15 protein-coding genes are annotated in these 17,105 nt (G+C 69.2%); 6 read left to right on the plus strand and 9 right to left on the minus strand.

Going from position 1 to position 17,105, the window contains the following annotated elements:
• Position 1: 1 nt before the first annotated feature.
• The 9 genes from SAOR_RS15055 to SAOR_RS15095 form a co-directional block, all read right to left on the minus strand.
• Positions 2–919 (minus strand): branched-chain amino acid ABC transporter permease, encoded by a 918-nt coding sequence (locus SAOR_RS15055; RefSeq protein WP_123632135.1) that lies wholly within the window; start codon positions 917–919, stop codon positions 2–4.
• Positions 916–1,791 (minus strand): branched-chain amino acid ABC transporter permease, encoded by an 876-nt coding sequence (locus SAOR_RS15060; RefSeq protein WP_123632136.1) that lies wholly within the window; start codon positions 1,789–1,791, stop codon positions 916–918. The genes SAOR_RS15055 and SAOR_RS15060 overlap by 4 nt, the downstream gene beginning before the upstream one ends.
• A gap of 40 nt (positions 1,792–1,831) precedes the next feature.
• Positions 1,832–2,995 carry an ABC transporter substrate-binding protein gene (locus SAOR_RS15065; protein ID WP_123632137.1) on the minus strand — a complete coding sequence of 388 codons (1,164 nt, stop codon included), beginning with the start codon at positions 2,993–2,995 and terminating at the stop codon, positions 1,832–1,834.
• A gap of 144 nt (positions 2,996–3,139) precedes the next feature.
• A complete protein-coding gene (locus SAOR_RS15070; protein ID WP_123632138.1) occupies positions 3,140–4,222 on the minus strand; it encodes an alcohol dehydrogenase catalytic domain-containing protein in 1,083 nt (360 codons plus the stop codon).
• Positions 4,219–5,832 (minus strand): AMP-binding protein, encoded by a 1,614-nt coding sequence (locus tag SAOR_RS15075; protein WP_123632139.1) that lies wholly within the window; start codon positions 5,830–5,832, stop codon positions 4,219–4,221. Before SAOR_RS15075 ends, SAOR_RS15070 begins: the two co-directional genes overlap by 4 nt.
• Positions 5,833–5,931: 99 nt before the next feature.
• Positions 5,932–6,846 (minus strand): SDR family NAD(P)-dependent oxidoreductase, encoded by a 915-nt coding sequence (locus SAOR_RS15080; protein WP_123632140.1) that lies wholly within the window; start codon positions 6,844–6,846, stop codon positions 5,932–5,934.
• Between the two features lie 43 nt (positions 6,847–6,889).
• Positions 6,890–8,044: an acyl-CoA dehydrogenase family protein gene (locus SAOR_RS15085; protein ID WP_123632141.1), complete on the minus strand. Its 1,155-nt coding sequence runs from the start codon at positions 8,042–8,044 to the stop codon at positions 6,890–6,892.
• 10 nt (positions 8,045–8,054) lie between these two features.
• Positions 8,055–9,182 carry an acyl-CoA dehydrogenase family protein gene (locus tag SAOR_RS15090; RefSeq protein ID WP_123632142.1) on the minus strand — a complete coding sequence of 376 codons (1,128 nt, stop codon included), beginning with the start codon at positions 9,180–9,182 and terminating at the stop codon, positions 8,055–8,057.
• Between the two features lie 88 nt (positions 9,183–9,270).
• Positions 9,271–11,007: an acyl-CoA dehydrogenase family protein gene (locus SAOR_RS15095; RefSeq protein WP_123632143.1), complete on the minus strand. Its 1,737-nt coding sequence runs from the start codon at positions 11,005–11,007 to the stop codon at positions 9,271–9,273.
• Positions 11,008–11,237: 230 nt separating this feature from the next.
• On the opposite strand from SAOR_RS15095, the gene SAOR_RS15100 reads away from it, so the two are divergent.
• The 6 genes from SAOR_RS15100 to SAOR_RS15125 all read left to right on the plus strand — a co-directional run bounded on the left by SAOR_RS15100 (position 11,238) and on the right by SAOR_RS15125 (position 17,045).
• The gene (locus SAOR_RS15100) at positions 11,238–12,083 is read left to right on the plus strand and encodes an HTD2 family dehydratase (protein WP_123632144.1); all 846 of its coding nucleotides are present in this window, start codon (positions 11,238–11,240) and stop codon (positions 12,081–12,083) included.
• Entirely contained in the window at positions 12,076–13,233 is a 1,158-nt protein-coding gene (locus SAOR_RS15105) for an acyl-CoA dehydrogenase family protein (RefSeq protein WP_123632145.1), read from the plus strand. The genes SAOR_RS15100 and SAOR_RS15105 overlap by 8 nt, the downstream gene beginning before the upstream one ends.
• Positions 13,234–13,242: 9 nt before the next feature.
• The gene (locus tag SAOR_RS15110; protein ID WP_123632146.1) at positions 13,243–14,601 is read left to right on the plus strand and encodes an MmgE/PrpD family protein; all 1,359 of its coding nucleotides are present in this window, start codon (positions 13,243–13,245) and stop codon (positions 14,599–14,601) included.
• Positions 14,602–14,626: 25 nt separating this feature from the next.
• A complete protein-coding gene (locus SAOR_RS15115) occupies positions 14,627–15,832 on the plus strand; it encodes a CaiB/BaiF CoA transferase family protein (protein ID WP_123632147.1) in 1,206 nt (401 codons plus the stop codon).
• Between the two features lie 23 nt (positions 15,833–15,855).
• The gene (locus tag SAOR_RS15120; protein ID WP_123632148.1) at positions 15,856–16,665 is read left to right on the plus strand and encodes an HpcH/HpaI aldolase/citrate lyase family protein; all 810 of its coding nucleotides are present in this window, start codon (positions 15,856–15,858) and stop codon (positions 16,663–16,665) included.
• 86 nt (positions 16,666–16,751) lie between these two features.
• Complete coding sequence (locus SAOR_RS15125) at positions 16,752–17,045, plus strand: hypothetical protein (RefSeq protein WP_123632149.1); 294 nt, start codon at positions 16,752–16,754, stop codon at positions 17,043–17,045.
• Positions 17,046–17,105: the final 60 nt, after the last annotated feature.

The following is a 17,105-nucleotide window of genomic DNA, read 5'->3' on the forward strand; positions in this document are numbered from 1 at the left end:
ACTAGCGCTCCGTACCGCCGCCGGCCGCCTGCACCGGGCGGCGCGGTCGCAGCAACCGCCAGATGCTGGCCAGCCCGTTCGGCCAGAAGACCATCAACAGCACGATCGAGGCGCCGTAGATGAGCTGCTCGACCGGCCCGACGTAGCGGCTGGGCATTTCGATGAAGTTCAGCAGTGCCGGAAAGGCGGTGATGAACACCGCGCCGACGATCGGCCCGGCCAGCGACCCCGCACCGCCGATGATCACCATGGCGAGGATCATCACCGAATAGTCGAGGGTGAAGCTTTCGGGGTTCACGAAGGACACGTGAAACGCGTAGATCGAACCCGCGACCGCGGCGAGCGCGCCCGAGATCGTGGTGGCCGCCACCCGCAGCGCAAGCGGATCCTTGCCCAGCGCCGTCGCCGCGACCTCGTCGTCGCGAAAGGCCTTGAGCGCGCGACCGAACGGCGATTTCACCAGCACCGCGATGAAGGCCAGCACGAGGACCATGCAGACCGCGGTCAGGATCAGATACTCGACCGGCGAAGTCAGCTGCCAGCCGAGCACGCGGGCCGGCGGGATGCCCGCCAGGCCGCCCATGCCGCCGGTGACCGCGTGCCAGCTCGTGAAAATCGTCGACGCGACGACCTGAAAGCCGATCGAGGCCACCACGAAGTATTCCTCGCGCACCCGCAGCACCGGCACGGCCAGCAGAAAGGACACGGCGCCGGAGACGAACATCGCCACCGCAGTCGCCAATAGAAAGGAGTCGGTCACCCCGAGCGCGATCTTGGCCGCCGCATACGCGCCCACGCCGTAGAACACCGCATGCGCCACCGAGAAGATGCCGGCGTAACCGACCATCAGGTTCAGCGACGACGCCAGAATGACGGCGATTCCCAGCAGCACGCCTAGGTTGGCGATATAGGCGATCATGAGCGTCGCGTGGCTGCGCCGAGCAGCCCGTCCGGCTTGAACATCAGAAATATCAGCAGCACGCCGAACGTGATCGCCGGCTTCCAGGTCGAGGACAGCTGCCAGACGCCGACGTTCTCGGCGATGCCGAGCAGCAGACCGCCCAGCGCCGCCCCCCAGAGATTGCCGATGCCGCCGACGATCGCGCCCGCGATCGCCAGCAGCGTCAGCAGCGCGCCCATCGACGGCTGCAGACCCGCGTTCAGGCTGGTGAGAATGGCCGCGGGCGCCACCAGCGCGGAACCGATCGCGAACGCGATCATGCCGTAGCGCCGATCGCCGAGACCGAACACGCCGACGAGCGCGGCGTCATCCATCATCGCGCGCAGTATCACGCCGGTGCGCGTCCGCCGCATGAACCACTGCAGCGCCGTGATCGACACCAGGGCGACGGCCACGGACAGGAGATTGACCCACGACAGATACAGCGGCCCGACCAGAAACCCCCGGCTCAACGTCGAATCCACGCTGTAGAAGCTGTTGCCGAACAGCAGCACGACCACGTTGGTCGCGACGATCAACAGGCCGAACGAGGCCGCGAAGATGGTGAGAAAGGACGCATCGGTACGCCGCATCGGCTGATAGACCAGCCGCTCCACGCCGACGCCGAACGCCACGGCCACTGCTACGGCCAGCGCCACCGCGAAAACCGCCGGCCACTGCCAGACCGTGACCGCCTGATAGAAGGCGTAGGCCGCGAGCATCATCGTGGCGCCGTGGGCGAAATGGAACGTGCGCGTGGTGGCGTAGATCAGCGCGAACCCGACGGCGGCCAGCGCATAGAGGCTGCCGGCCGCCACGCCTTCCACGAACATCTGGAAGAGAACGATCACGACGCCCCTCCCGTCCCGTTTCGAAACGCGACGCGCCGGCTCATTCGGTCAGCTCCACCGTCTCGAGCACCTCGGACTCGCCGTCCGAGATCCGGTTGATCTCGATGGGCATGCGGACGGTGCCGTCCTCGCGGAAGCTGATCTTGCCGCCGACGACGTCGAACGAGCCCATCTCCTGGAGCGCGGCGCGCAGGTTCTCGCCGGTGACCGCCTTGTCCTGCGACTGCAGATGCGCGATCAGATCCGCGTAGATCAGCACCGCGTTGTAGTAGTTGACCTGGTAATAGTTGGGCTCCTCGCCGTACTCGTCCTTGAAGCTGGACAGGAAATCGCGCGTGAGCTCGTCGGCGTCGTAGTCAATGTGCTCGGAGGTGTAGACCGCGCCATCGGCCGCCCCCAGCGCCTGCGTGGCGGGAATGCCGAAGGCCGAATAGCTCAGCAGCTGGGACCGGATGCCGCCGTCGCGAAGCTGTTTGGCGATCACGTTCTGCTGCTGGCCGTAGGAGGCGATGTAGATCGCATCGGCGCCGGCCGCCCGCAGCTTGACCGCCTCCGAGCGGAAGCTCGTCGCCGAGGGGTCGATGCCGATCTCCGAGACGACCTCGCAGCCCAGCTCGGCACAGCGCTCCTTGATCACCCGATTGACGCCGTTGCCGAACGGATCGTTGACATGGATCACGGCGATCCGCTCGATGCCCATCTCCTCGACCGCATAGGGCAGAAGCGCATTGACCTCGTCGTCCGACAAGGGGATGTCGTTGAGGAAGTAATCGCCGATCGCCAACTCCGGGCTGACGCCGCCGCCGTTGACCATGAGCACGTGTTCGCGGTTGCCGATCGGCGCGATCGCCTTGCTCACGCCGGAGAACGCCGAGAGCACGAAGTTCACCTTGTCGACGTTGACGAGCTTGTTCATGCCCACGACCGCCGGCTGGGGCAGGGCCTGGCTGTCCGCGTGGACGATGTCGAGCCGGCCGTCGATCTCGTCGCTGTCGTTGACGTGCTCCACCGCGAGATCGGCGCCCTCGCTGAACAGCTTGCCGTAGACCGCATTCGGGCCGGTCAGCGGAAACAGCGCGCCCACCTTGAATACCGGCCCCGAGTCGTCGGCCGCGACCGCACCGGCCGCACCGAGCGTCAAGGCCGCGGCCGCGGCGATGACAACGGCGCGCACGCGCCGGCGATGATCCTGGATCGACTTCATCTGTTGCTCCTCCGATGGCGCTTTTCCAGCGCTCTGGCACGGCCGTTGTCCGGGCGGTCTCCGGACACGCCCGCTGGACCGCGGTGTTTTCAGATCAGATTATCTATGTATACAGTACCCAGTCAACGATACGAAAGTCGCAGGCTAGAGCCTATCTCCCGGCTCGCCGGCGACCTCGAGCACGAGCCGGCCGGACGCCGTGTTGGCCTCCATCCGGCGGTGCAGCTCGGCCGCCGCCGACAGCGGCAGCGCCTCGCCGACATCCACGGCCAGCTCGCCGGCCGAGATCATGGCCAGCGCGTCCGCGAGTTCGGCCGTGGTGCAGGATTTCGTGCCGACCAGGCTGATTTCCTTGAGGATGAAGTGGGCCGGCCGGATCTCGGCGGGCAGCCCTTCCACATTGCCGAGCATCACCACCCGGCCGCCGTTGCGTACGGCATGGATGGAGGCCGATAGCGTCGCGGCACCGACGATCTCGATGACGGCGTCCGCCCCGCGCCCGCCGGTCAGCCGCTTGACCTCGCGGGCGAAATCCAGCGCCGGGGCGACGACCACGTCGTTCGCGCCCGCCGCCTCCAGATCGGCGCGGCGACGGGCGCTCGACGTGACCGCGATCACGCGAACGCCGAGCTGTCTCGCGAGCCGCATCGCGTGGATACCGACGCCGCCACTAGCGCCCGTGAGCACCACGGTCTCGCCGCGCTGCAGCCGCGCGCGCGTGACCAGGGCGTGATAGGCGGTGCCGACCGTGCAGATGACCACGGCGGCGGCCTTCAGGCTCACGCCGTCGGGCACCGGCACGAGGGTATCGGCGCGCACGCGCACGTATTCGGCATAGCCGCCATCGACGTCCTCGCCGAGAAAACGCGGCCGCTCGTCGAGACACAGGGCCTGATTGCCGGCATCGCAGGCGGCACAGCCGCCGCAGCCGGTGTAGATCATGCTCATCACGCGCGCACCCTCGGCCACGCCGGCGACCGCGTCGCCCACGGCCACCACGTGGCCGCTGACCTGATGGCCGAGGATGACGGGCAGATCGATCCTGGGGAACGCACCGGCCCGGGTGAGCAGATCGTGCCGGCAGACGCCGCAGTAGGCCACCCGTATCAGGACGTCCTGCGCGCCCAGGCTCGGCAGCGGCACGCGCACGCTCTCGAGAACCTCCGGCCCGCCGAACCGCGCCATGCGCACGGCCGCCATGGTCTCGGGCAGCGTCGCCGCGCTCATGACGACACCCCCGCGTCGATCTCGGCCTGCGCCTGCTCGCGCAGCTTGGCCTTCTGGATCTTGACGCCGTTCGCGCTCGGCGTGGTCGGAAACGCCTCGGTCGCGATCAGCCGGACTGGCACCTTGTACTTGGCCATGTCCGCCTGGCAGGCGGCGATGATCGACTCCGCATCCAGATGATGGCCCTCGGAGACGATCACCCAGGCCACCGGCCGCGGCCCGCGTTCGGTGTCCACGGCGACCACCTGGGCCTGGTCGATCGCATCGAAGGACTCCAGATAGGCCTCGATCTCGCGCGGGTTCACCAGAAACCCGCCGAGGCGCAGCGTGTCGCCCAGCCGGGCCAGATAGACGAAGGTGTCGCCTGACTCCATATAGCCGAGATCGCCGGTGCGCACGAAGCCGTCGTCGGTGAAGGTCTTGGCGTTCGCCTCGTCGTTGCCGAGATAGCCGACCATGACGTGCGGCCCGCCCACCTCGATCTCGCCCGATTCGCCGGGGCCGAGCAGCCGGCCGGTCTCGGTGTCGCGCACGCGCACACGCGTGTCCGGCGAGGACGGCGTGCCACCACCCACCGCCCAGCGCTCCGGTCCCGAGCCCGCCGCCGCATAGACCATCAGCGCCTGCACCTCCGAGGCGCCGTAGGTCTGAAACAGCTTGATGCCCAGCGCGTGGGCCCGATCGACCAGCGCGGCGGCGTCGGCGCTGAAATTGGCGAAGGCCCCTTCCCGCAGCGTGGCGATGCGCGAGACCGGCTCGGCCGCGTCGAGGATGCGCCGGAACATCTCGTCGGCACCGTTGGTGTGCGTGACGCCGTGACGCTCGATCGCCGCGACCGCCGCCCCGGCCTCGAAGGCGGGCAGCAGCACGGTGGGCCGGCCCGCCGCGAACGCGCCCATCACGGTGTTGAACCCGAACACGCCGCAGTACGGCAGCATCGCCAGGACCACGGTATCGGCCGCACCGCGATAGCCGAAGGCATCCGCCGCCGCGAGCGCGTGGTGGACGAGCGCGGCCTGCCGGTGGGTGACGAGCTTGGGCGCCGAGGTCGTGCCCGAGGAGGTGAAGATCATGCAGGGCGCATCCGGCGTGCCCTCGTCGCGCGCATGCTCGCCATGCGCGTCGAGCGCGGCGTAGCTCGCAAGGCTGCGTCCCGCGTAGCAATCGCCCGCCGGCGTCTCGCCGACCAGCACGAGGGTCTCGAGTGCGGCCAGCGCTTCGTCGTCGCAGTCGGCGATCAGCGCGAGGCAATCGATCTCGCCCAGCGTCGGCGGCAGCACCAGCGCGCGTGCGCCAGAGCGACCCACGATGTCCTCGACCTCGTGGCGCCGGTACTTGGTGTTGATCGCCACCGCCACCGCGCCCAGGCGCGCCAGCGCGAATTCGAGCTCGATCCACGCCGGATCGTTGCCCAGCCAGACCGCCACCCGGTCGCCGGGACCGATGCCGAGCCGCGCCAGGCCCGCGGCCACGCGGCGCACCCGGGCCGCGACCTCGGCGTAGGTGATGCGAGTGTCGCCCTGGATCAGGGCGGGGTCGTCGCCGCCGTCCGCCACGCGGGCGTCGAGCAGCTCGTTCAGCGTTCCGGCGTGCGCCGTGCCTACTGCCATATCCTCACTCCGATATCTCGCACGGGCCGGGCTTCGTTGTGATTGGTTCGCCCGTGGCCCCAATGAAGACGGCCGGCGCAGCGGCCGGCCGTCGATCGGTCACACCGGATCCCAGGAGAAGACTTCGCCGGAGACCTCCAGCGGATAGAACTGGCCCTGGAGCGCCGGCATGGCCTCGCTCGCGATGGTCTCCGGGTCCCAGCCCTCGCTGCGATGGATGCCGCGCAGCGGCCGGCTCTGGCCCATCAGGAAGATCTCGTTGCCGCGGGCGGCGAAGATCTGGCCGGAGACATCGGCCGCCCGGTCGCTGGCCAGATAGGTCGCCAGCACCGCGACCTTGTCCGGGGTCATGGATTTGAGCTTATCGACGCGCGCCTGCTGCTCCGGCGTATCCGTCGGGATCGAGCCGATCATGCGCGACCAGGCGAAGGGGCTGATGCAGTTGGAGCGGACGTTGAAGGCGGCCATGTCGAGCGCGATGGACTTCGACAGCGAGGCGATCCCGGCCTTGGCGGCCGAATAGTTAGCCTGACCGCGGTTGCCGATCAGCCCCGACGTCGACGTCATGTGCACATAGGCGCCGGCTTCCTGCTGACGGAAGATCGGCGCGGCCGCCCGGGAGACGTTGAAGGTGCCGTGCAGATGCACGTCGATGACCGCCTTCCACTCGTCCGGATCCATCTTGTGGAACATGCGGTCGCGCAGGATGCCGGCGTTGTTGATCACCGCGTCCAGCCGGCCGAAGGTGTCCATGGCAGTGGCGATGATGTTCGAAGCACTTGCATAGTCGGCCACGTTGTCGGTGTTGGCCACCGCCCGGCCGCCGGCGGCCTCGATCTCGTCGACCACGGCCTGGGCCGCGGACTGGTCGGTGCCGTCACCCGACACGCTGGTGCCGAGATCGTTGACCACCACGGCCGCGCCGTCGGCGGCCATCTCGAGCGCGATCGCCTTGCCGATGCCGCCGCCGGCACCGGTGACCACGGCCACGCGTTGTTCGATCGGATCCGTCATGTTCTCTCCTCGATTGGAAAAGCGGTTGCGGTGAGCCGCGCCGTCACTCCGGCAGTCGCAGGACCTGCTTGGCCAGAATGTTGCGCTGGATTTCGTTGGAGCCGCCGTAGATGGTGGTAGGCAGGCAGCCGAAATAGAGGTTGAGCACGTCGACCGACGCGTCCTCGCCGATCGCCTGGCCCTCGACGAGCGGCGCCTCGCCGTCGGCGGCCTGGACCGCGAGCTCGGCGATCCGGCTGTAGGTTTCCGTGCCCCAGATCTTCAGCCAGGAGATATCAGCCCCCAGCGTCTCGCCGCCGCGCACCTGGGCGGCGAACGACTCGAAGGCCTCGGAGAGGTCGGCCACATCGAGGGCCAGCTTCGTGAACTCGGCGGAGAACGCCGGATCGTCGTGCAGCCCGCGGGCTTCGGCGAAGGCATCCAGCCGGCCGAGCGCGTTCTGGGACTGCTTGGGGCTGCCCAGGAACAGCCGCTCGAAGCCGAGCAGCGCCTTGGCCATGGTCCAGCCCTCGTTGACGTTGCCGACGAGGTTGTCCTTGGGCACGCGGACGTTGTCGAAGAAGACCTCGCAGAATTCCTCGTGGCCGGCGATGTTCTCGATCGGCCGGATGGTGATGCCGGGCGTGTCCAGATCGACCAGCAGGAAGCTGATGCCCTGCTGCTTGCGCTCGGCCTGCGGGTCGGTGCGGGCCAGCAGGAAGATATGGGTCGCATCCTGGGCCAGCGTGGTCCAGGTCTTCTGGCCGTTGACCACCCAGTGGTCGCCGTCGTCGTCGGCCTGGGTGCGAAGACTGGCCAGATCGGAACCCGAGTTCGGCTCGGAATAGCCCTGGCACCAGATGTTGTCCCAGCTCAGGATCTTCGGCAGGTACTTCTCGCGCTGCTCCGGGGTGCCGTAGCGGATCAACAGCGGGCCGACCATGACCACGCCCTGATCGGGCGCGCGGGCCACGCCGATGCGCTCCTGCTCCTCGGTGAAGATGAGCTGCTTGGACGGCGACAGACCCACGCCGCCGTGCTCGGCCGGCCAGCCGGGCGCGGTCCAGCCGGCCTCGGCGCGCTTGAGATACCAGTCGCTGACTTCGTGCCAGCGCAGCCGGCGCGAGGGATGGCGCAGCGCCTTCGGGTACTCGGCTTCCAGATAGGTACGGATCTCGCAGCGGAAGGCCGCGTCGTCCATGGCGTTCCAGTCGGTCATCTCGTTCTCCTTACGCGGCCGCGCGGGTCAGGCGGGCGTATTCGCGGCGCTGGGCGTCGGCATTGCCGAGCCAAGCGGCCAGCGACAGCACGCGGCGCAGGTAGACGCCGACGTTGGCCTCCTCGGTGTAGCCGATCGCCCCGTGCAGCTGCACGGCCTGGCGTCCGATGATCAGCGCAGCCTCCGAACAGCGCGCCTTGGCGCGGGCCGCCGCACGCTGCAGATCGACCGGGTCGGCGTCGCTGTCGAAGGCGCGCACCGCCTGGCGCAGCGCGTTGCGCATCAGCTCGCGCTGGATGTACAGATCGACCGCGCGATGGCGCAGCGCCTGAAAGCTCGACAGCGCCTGACCGAACTGCTTGCGCGAGGCGAGATAGTCCTGGGTCTGTTCGAACAGCGCGCCGGCCAGACCGAACAGTTCGGCACTGGCCGCGACCCGGGCCACGCTCAGCCCGCGCGTGAGTGCGCCATCACCCGCGCCGACGCCGGCCAGCCGGCGCGCGTCGTCGAGCGAAACGCCGTCGAACGTGAGTGCGAGCACGGCGTGGCCATCGACCCGGGGCTGCGTCTCGACCGACAGGCCCGGCGCGTCGCGCTCGATGGCGTACAGGGCCACGCCGTCGGGCCCGCCCACGGCGACGACGAAGACATCGGCCTCGGCCGGGGTCACCAGAGCACGCCGGCCCGTCAATCGACCGGAGCCGCCGTCGGCCGGCACGCTCGCCGGGCCTTCCTGCCCACGCGCCTGGGCCTCATCCTGCCAGGCGACCGCCACCAGGCGTTCGCCGGACGCGGTCGCCGCCAGCAGCTCGCCGGCATGGTCGGCGTCGCATCCGGCCAGCACGGCCTGGGCGAAGACGGTATCGACCAGCGGCTCGGGGGCACAGTCGCGCCCCAGCCCCTCGGCGACCACCGCGAGTTCGCCCACGCCGAGGCCGAGCCCGCCGGCGGCTTCGGGCACGAGGATGCCCAGCCAGCCGAGATCGGCCATCTCCGACCAGGCCGCGCGGTCCAGCCCGGCGGCCTCGGCCTTGAGCCGGCGCGCCCGGGCGATGCCGCGGCCCTCGCCGGCGAAGCCGGCCACCGAGTCGGCGAGCATCCGCCGTTCGTCCTGCGAATCATCCATCAGTGCGCTCATGCGGGCGACATCCTCCAGAGCTGGAACGGGAACGCCGGGGCGGCGTCGCCGAATTGTCTATGCGTATACCGTGTACAGAAAGCCGACTTTAGGCGCAGGCGGGCTCGGGCGCCAGTGACAGCGCCTGGTCGCGGCTCATCGGCGCCTCGGCCAGCAGGCACTGCACGAGCTCGGCGTCGGGCGCGTCCACGGCCAGCGGATCGCGCGGCAGGACCCGGTGCGTGAGCACCAGCCACGCGAGCGCGAGCCGGCGCCAGTCGCCTTCGCTGCGGCTGGCCTCCCAGGCCAGGAACACCGCGGAGGCGACGTGATACAGCCCGCTGGCCGCCACGCGCGTATCGATGGTGGCGTCCTTGTTCTCGACCACGCGCATCACCGCCCGCTCGGCGCGCTCGAGCGCGTCGTCAAAGACTCCGCGCGCCGCCGCCGGCAGCTCGACCGCATCGAGGCACTCGTGCAGATAGGGCACGAGTGTGGCCAGCGTGTCCTCGCGTTTGATCGAGCGGATCACGTCGAGTGCGACGATGTTGCTGGTGCCCTCCCAGATCGAGCCCAGATGGGCATCGCGCAGCACCCGCGCATCGGAGAACTCCTCGATGTAGCCACAGCCGCCGCGCACTTCCATGCCGTCGCCGGCGACCTTGCGCGCGTCGCGGGTGGTGCGGAATTTCATCAGCGGCGTCAGGATGCGCAGCAGTTTCTGCGCACGGGCATCGCCGCCGTCCGCCCGGCGCAGCACGTCGGCGGTGTGGAAGGCCATGGAGCGGCCCTGCTCGGCCGGCGTCATCAGCTTGAGCAGCGTGCGCCACATCAGCGGCAGGTCGACGAGCTTGTGGCCGAAGGCCTCGCGGTGGCGGGCGAAGAACAGCGCCTCGTTGAGCGCCCGCCGCATCAGCCCCGCCGAGCGCACGCCGTTGGACAGACGCGACATGTTGATCATGTCGGTCATCTGCTTGAAGCCGCTGCCCGGCTCGCCGACGACATACGCCTCGGCGCCGTCGAGGGTGATCTCGCCGCTGGCCATCGAGCGCGTGCCGAGCTTGTCCTTGAGCCGGATCAGGCGATAGTCGTTGAGTTCACCGTCGGCCTTGTGCCGCGGCAGCAGGAACAGTGTCAGGCCTTTCGTGCCCTCGCCACCGTCGACCGGACGGGCCAGCACCATGGCCAGGCCGGCGTCGGCGTTGGAGCAGAACCACTTGTCGCCGTAAAGCTTCCAGACGCCGTTCTCCTCGCGCGCCTCGGTGGAGATGCGGCCGACGTCCGAACCGGCGTCCTGCTCGGTCATGAACATCGCGCCCTGGCACAGGGCCTCGAAATCCTGCGTGGTCAGATCGTCGAAGAAACGATCGACCAGCGCCGGGTCGCCGAACTTGGCCAGCGTACGCGTGAGCGCGTCGGTCATGCTCAGCGGACAGCACAGCCCGAACTCGGCCTGCACGAACAGGTAGGTCAGGCCGTACTTGACGATCGGCGGCCACTTCTCCGGCCAGTCGAACACGCCGGGCCGGTGCGACATGGCGGCGAGGCCGAAATGCTCGAAGGCATAGCGCTCGAGCTGCACGTAGGCCGGGTGCTTGTCGATGCCGTTGCGCGGCGAGGCGTTACGGTGGCGCACCGCGAGCGTCGGCTTGTGCTTGTCGGCGGTCAGCGCGAGCTGCTCGAGCTCGTCGCCGACCAGCGCGCCGAGCTCCTCGAAGCGCGGCTCGACGTGGGCCACCTCCGCCGGGCGCGCGTAGATGCGCAGCAGCCGGGCGAAGTCCGGGTCGGCAGCATAAGCGTTCTCGCCCGCGCTGTCGGGAATGTTTCGGTAGATCGCCTGCGCCATGGTCTGCTCGCTCGTCGGTACGGCCGATGAAGGTCAAGACAACGCGCACCGTCGCCGCAACGCGGCAGCGGGCATGCGGACTCGCTGTCATTGCCATCCAATTTATGTATACGGTACACTGTGTTCATATTCAGGGCAATAGCGTGCATCATGAGTCACTGGCGCACGATCGGATTGCCGACCACCGAGGCCCGGCACAGGCTTCACGCAGCACAGGACCGCCCCGACCCATGAGCACAGACAACCCCCGCGACTGGATCGGCAACGGCGAACGCTGCGAGGACGACCTCGCCCCCGCGCTGGCCGACCGCATCGCCGCCACCTTCGGCGCGCCGCGGCCCGAGCCCGGCCAGGCCCTGCCGCATCTGTGGCACTGGGCCTTCTTTCAGATCCCGGTCGACGCCGAAGGCCTGGGCGCCGACGGCCATCCCGCCCGGGGCGGCTTTCTGCCGCCGGCGCACGGCCGCAACCGCATGTGGGCCGGCGGCCGGCTGTGGTTTCACGCGCCGCTGTGGGTCGGTGAGCCGGCCGTGCGCGAATCGGAGATCACCGACATACAGGAGAAGCAGGGCCGCAGCGGCGCCCTGCTGTTCGTGACCGTGCGCCACCGCTATCGCCAGGCCGCAGCGGTCGCCGTCGAGGAAGAGCAGGACATCGTCTATCGCGAGCCGAGCGCGCCGCGACTGAGCCTCGACCGGCCCATGCCGGACCCCGACTGGTCGGAGACGATCACGCCGGACCCGACCCTGCTGTTCCGCTATTCCGCGGTGACCTTCAACAGCCACCGGATCCATTACGACTGGCCCTACGTCACCGACGCCGAAGGCTATCCGGGGCTGGTGGTGCACGGCCCGCTGATTGCCACCACCCTGCTGCACGCCTTCGCCCGCGCCCATCCGGGCGCGCGCATCGACACGTTCGCCTTCCGCGGCCTGCGTCCGCTGATCGCACCCGCGCCGTTCATGGCCCGGGGCGTGATCGAATCCCCGGGCGCGGCGCGGCTGTGGGCCGCCAACGACAACGGCCCCGCGCACGAGGCCGAACTGACCTTCACGGAGCAGACCCAAGATGATTGACCAGGAATCCCTCGATGCCATCCGCGACGGCGTACGCGGCCTGTGCGCCGACTACGGCGACGCCTACTGGCGCGACATCGACGCCCAGCGGGCGTTTCCCGAGGCCTTCGTCAACGCCCTGACCGAGGCCGGCTGGCTCGCGGCCATGATCCCGGAGGAGTACGACGGCTCCGGGCTCGGCCTGGCCGAGGCCTCCGCGATCCTCGAGGAAGTCAACCGCTGCGGCGGCAACGCCGGCTTCGTGCACGGGCAGATGTACAACATGTTCACCCTGCTGCGCCACGGTTCGGAGGAACAGAAGAAGCAGTATCTGCCCAAGATCGCGGCCGGCGAACTGCGGCTTCAGGCCATGGCCGTGACCGAGCCGACCACCGGCACGGACACGACCAAGATCAAGACGAATGCCGTGCGACGGGGCGACAAATACGTCATCAACGGACAGAAGGTCTGGATCTCCCGCGTCCAGCATTCCGACATGATGATCCTGCTCGCGCGCACGACGCCGCTGGACCAGGTCGAGAAGAAGTCCCGCGGGATGTCGATCTTTCTGGTCGACCTGCACGCGGCCATCGGCAACGGGCTGTCGGTGAACCCGATCGGCAACATGGTCAACCACGAGACCAACGAGCTGTTCTTCGACGATCTCGAGATTCCCGCCGAGAACCTGATCGGCGAGGAGGGCATGGGCTTCAAGTACATCCTCGACGGCCTCAACGCCGAGCGCACGCTGATTGCCGCCGAGTGCATCGGCGACGGCCGCTGGTTCGTCGACCGCGCCACCGCCTACGCCAACGAGCGCCGTGTCTTCGACCGGCCGATCGGCCAGAACCAGGGCGTGTCGTTCCCGATCGCCGAGTCCCACATCGAGGTCGAGGCCGCCGACCTGATGCGCTGGCGCGCCTGCGAGGAGTACGACGCCGGCAAGCCGGCGGGGGCGTCGGCGAACATGGCCAAGTATCTGGCCGCCAAGGCCTCCTGGGAGGCCGCCAACGCCTGCCTGCAGACCCACGGCGGTTTCGGCTTCGCCCACGAGTACGACATCGAGCGCAAGTTCCGGGAGACGCGGCTGTACCAGGTCGCACCGATCTCGACCAACCTGATCCTGTCCTACGTCGCCGAGCATCTGCTCGGCATGCCGCGCTCGTTCTAGGAGCCCGCCATGACCGACAGCACACGCCAGCTCGCCGATTTCTGCGCCAACCTGCGTTTCGACGACCTCCCCGCGCACGTCGTCGCCCGCTGCGAGGACCTCTGTCTGGACTGGCTGGGCTCGGCCCTGGCCGGCTCGCGCCAGCATCCCACCGCCGCCTTCGAGCGACACGCCGCGGCGATGGGCCCGGCCCGGGGCGATGCCGAGATCCTGTCCAGCCGTGCCACGACCTCGCCCTATTTCGCCGCCTTCGTGAACGCGGCGTCCTCGCACGTGGTGGAGCAGGACGATCTGCACAACAGCTCGGTGCTGCACCCGGCGACGGTCGTGTTCCCGGCCGTGCTCGCACTAGCCCAGGCCCGCGGCGCCTCGGGGCGTGATCTGATCACCGCCAGTGTGGCCGGCTACGAGGCCGGCGTGCGCGTGGGCGAGTTTCTCGGCCGCTCGCACTATCGCGTGTTCCACACCACGGGCACCGCGGGCACGCTGGCCGCGGCCGTGGCGGCGGGCCGGCTGCTGAACGTCGACACCGACACCATGATCCACGTGCTCGGCAATGCCGGCACCCAGGCCGCCGGCCTGTGGGCGTTCCTGCGCGACGGCGCCGACTCCAAGCAGCTGCACACCGCCAAGGCCGCCGCGGACGGGCTGCGTTCGTCGGTCATGGCCGCGGACGGGCTGACCGGCGCGCAGGACATCTTCGGCGGCAGCCAGGGCATGGCGGCCGGCATGTCGACCGACGCCGACACGTCGAAACTCGCCGCCGGGCTCGGCTCGCGCTGGGCGCTGGCCGAGACGTCGTTCAAGTTCCACGCCTCCTGCCGGCACACGCATCCGGCGGCGGACGCGCTGCTCGCCGTCATGGCCGAGCACGAGCTCGCCGCGAACGACATCGAACAGGTCGTGGCGCGCGTACATCAGGGCGCGATCGACGTGCTGGGCGCGGTGGACGTGCCGCGCACCATCCATCAGGCCAAGTTCTCGATGGGCACCGTGCTCGGGTTGATCGCGGTGCACGGCGCCGCGGGCCTGACCGAATTCGACACGCGGGCGCTGACCGACGACACGGTCGCGGCCTTTCGTGACCGCGTCGCGATGCAGCTGGATGCCGACGTCGATGCGGCCTATCCGAGACGCTGGCTCGGGCGCGTGGACGTGACCACCACCGACGGCCGCCGCTTGACCGGCGCCATCGACGAACCGAAGGGCGATCCGGGCAACACGCTGTCCCGCGCCGAACTGGAAGACAAGTTCGCGCGGCTCGTGCGCTTCGCCGGGGCCGCCGACGAGACGGAAACGAGGCGGATGATCGACACGATCTGGGGACTGGCGACACTCGATCGCGTGCCGCTGCTGCGCGCGTCGTAGACCAGGAACACAAGGGAGCCATACCATGACCGACCCGGCCCACACGCCGCGCCCGCTCGACGGCATCACCGTCGTCAGCTTCGAGCACGCCATCGCCGCGCCCTTCTGCACGCGCCAGCTGGCCGATCTGGGAGCGCGCGTGATCAAGATCGAACGCCCCGGCGTGGGTGATTTCGCCCGCGGCTACGACAACCGCGTGCGCGGTCTGTCCTCGCACTTCGTCTGGACCAACCGCTCCAAGGAGAGCCTGACGCTCAACCTCAAGCACGATGAGGCGCTGACCGTTCTCGAGCGGCTGCTGGCCGATGCCGATGTGCTCGTGCAGAACCTCGCCCCGGGCGCCGCGGCACGTCTGGGCCTGTCCTTCGACGATCTATGCGAGCGTTTCCCGAAGCTGATCGTGTGCAACATCTCCGGCTACGGCGAGACCGGCCCGTACACCGACAAGAAGGCCTACGACCTGCTCATCCAGAGCGAGGGCGGCGTGCTCTCGACCACCGGCGGGCCCGGCGAGGACGAGATGGCCAAGGTGGGCTGCTCGATCGCGGACATCTCGGCCGGCATGTACGCCCAGAACAGCATCATGGCCGCGCTCATCCAGCGCGGAACCACCGGCCGCGGCACCTCCATCGACGTCTCCATGCTGGAATCGATCGTGGAGTGGATGGGCTATCCCATGTACTACGCCTTCGAGGGCCAGTCGCAGCCGCCGCGCGCCGGTGCGGCGCACAGCACCATCTATCCCTACGGCCCGTTCGCCACCGGCGACGGCAAGAGCGTGATGCTCGGCCTGCAGAACGAGCGCGAATGGCAGGTCTTCTGCGAGCAGGTGCTCGAGCAGCCCGCACTGGCCGGGGACGCGCGCTTTGCCACCAACAGCGATCGCTCGGCCAACCGCGAGGCACTCGCCGCGCTCATCCACGAAGCGTTTGCCGAGCTGACCGCGGCGCAGGCGATCGCGCGGCTGGACGAAGCCAAGATCGCCAATGCCCACGTCAACGACATGGCCGGCGTCTGGGCCCATCCGCAGCTGGCCGCCCGCGACCGCTGGCGCACCGTCGGCAGCCCCGAAGGCGCGCTGCCGGCGCTGCTGCCACCGGCGATCAACCGCGATTTCGAGCCGCGCATGGATCCCGTGCCCGATCTCGGCGAACACACGCGTCGGATCCTGTCCGAACTCGACTACGACCCGGCCACCATCGAGCGTCTGGCCGAGGCCGGCGCGATATGACAGGCCACAAGGAGCCCACCGGCATGGCCACATCCCTGCGCTGTCCGCTGTTCGTACCCGCCACTCGGGCCGGCCTGATCCCCAAGGCGCAGGCCAGCGGCGCCGATGCGGTGATCGTCGATCTCGAGGACGCCGTCGCCATGGACCGCAAGGACGAGGCCCGCGACGCGCTCGCGGCCTTCCTCGCGGACGACCCCGAAGCCCGGGTGATCGTGCGCATCAACGCCGCGGACAGCGGCGAGCTGGATGCCGACCTCGCCCTCTGCGAAGGCCACGCGGGCATCGCCGGCATCATGTCCCCCAAGGCCGAGTCGCGCGGCGCACTGGAACGCGTGGCCCGCCTGGGCAAGCCGGTCTGGCCGCTGCTGGAGACGCCGGCGGGCGTGCTCGCCCTGGAGTCCCTGACCCGTGTGGCCGGCGTCGAACAGTTCGCCTTCGGCGCGCTCGACTTCGCCTTCGAAGCGAATCTGACGCCCGACAGCGACGGCGGCCGCGCGGTGCTCGACTATGCCCGCCACCAGCTGCTCATGCACTCGCACGCGGCCGGCCTGATGCCGCCGCTGGAAAGCGTCTACCCCGACTTCAAGAACCCCGAACGCCTGCACGCGATCGCGCTGCGCGCACGCGACATGGGCTTCGGCGGCATGCTCTGCATCCACCCGGCCCAGATCGAGACCGTGCGCACCGCCTTCTCGCCCAGCGAGGACGAGCTCGGCTGGGCCCAGCGCGTCATGGACGCCAGCCGCCGGAACAGCGGTGCCTTCCAGGTGGACGGGCAGATGGTCGACGCCCCCGTGCTGGCGCGGGCGCAGCGCATTCTGGCGCTGAACTAGACGCCGGATCGTTACGTTACAACATAACAACAATGACTTAGCATAAAGCGATTGACGCAGCCCCCGGCCGCGCCAATTCTTGTCCCATGGGGGCACGCCGACTTCAACTCGTTCTGCTGCTCGCAGCGCTGGTCTGCAGCCAGACGTTGGCGTTCGCGCATGGCTTCGATCACCCGCTCGACACACCACACGCCGGCTTCCACTGCCTGAGCTGCCCGCATGGCGGCCACGGCGGCAGCGCCCCCCTGCCGCCCGCCGCCGACCTGTCGATCGCGCCGCCGCCGCACCAGACGGCTCCCGTGGGCCCCATCGTCGTGGATCGCCGCGACGGCGTTCGTCTGGCCTATCGCAGCCGCGGACCGCCGCACGCACTCGTCTGACCCGCGAATGACATCGCTCCGCGGCGCGACCCGCCGCGGTCCGAAAGCGCGCGTCGCTTT

The sequence above is a fragment of the Salinisphaera orenii subsp. orenii MK-B5 genome (genome assembly GCF_003788635.1).
GTDB classification, from domain to species: domain Bacteria; phylum Pseudomonadota; class Gammaproteobacteria; order Nevskiales; family Salinisphaeraceae; genus Salinisphaera; species Salinisphaera orenii.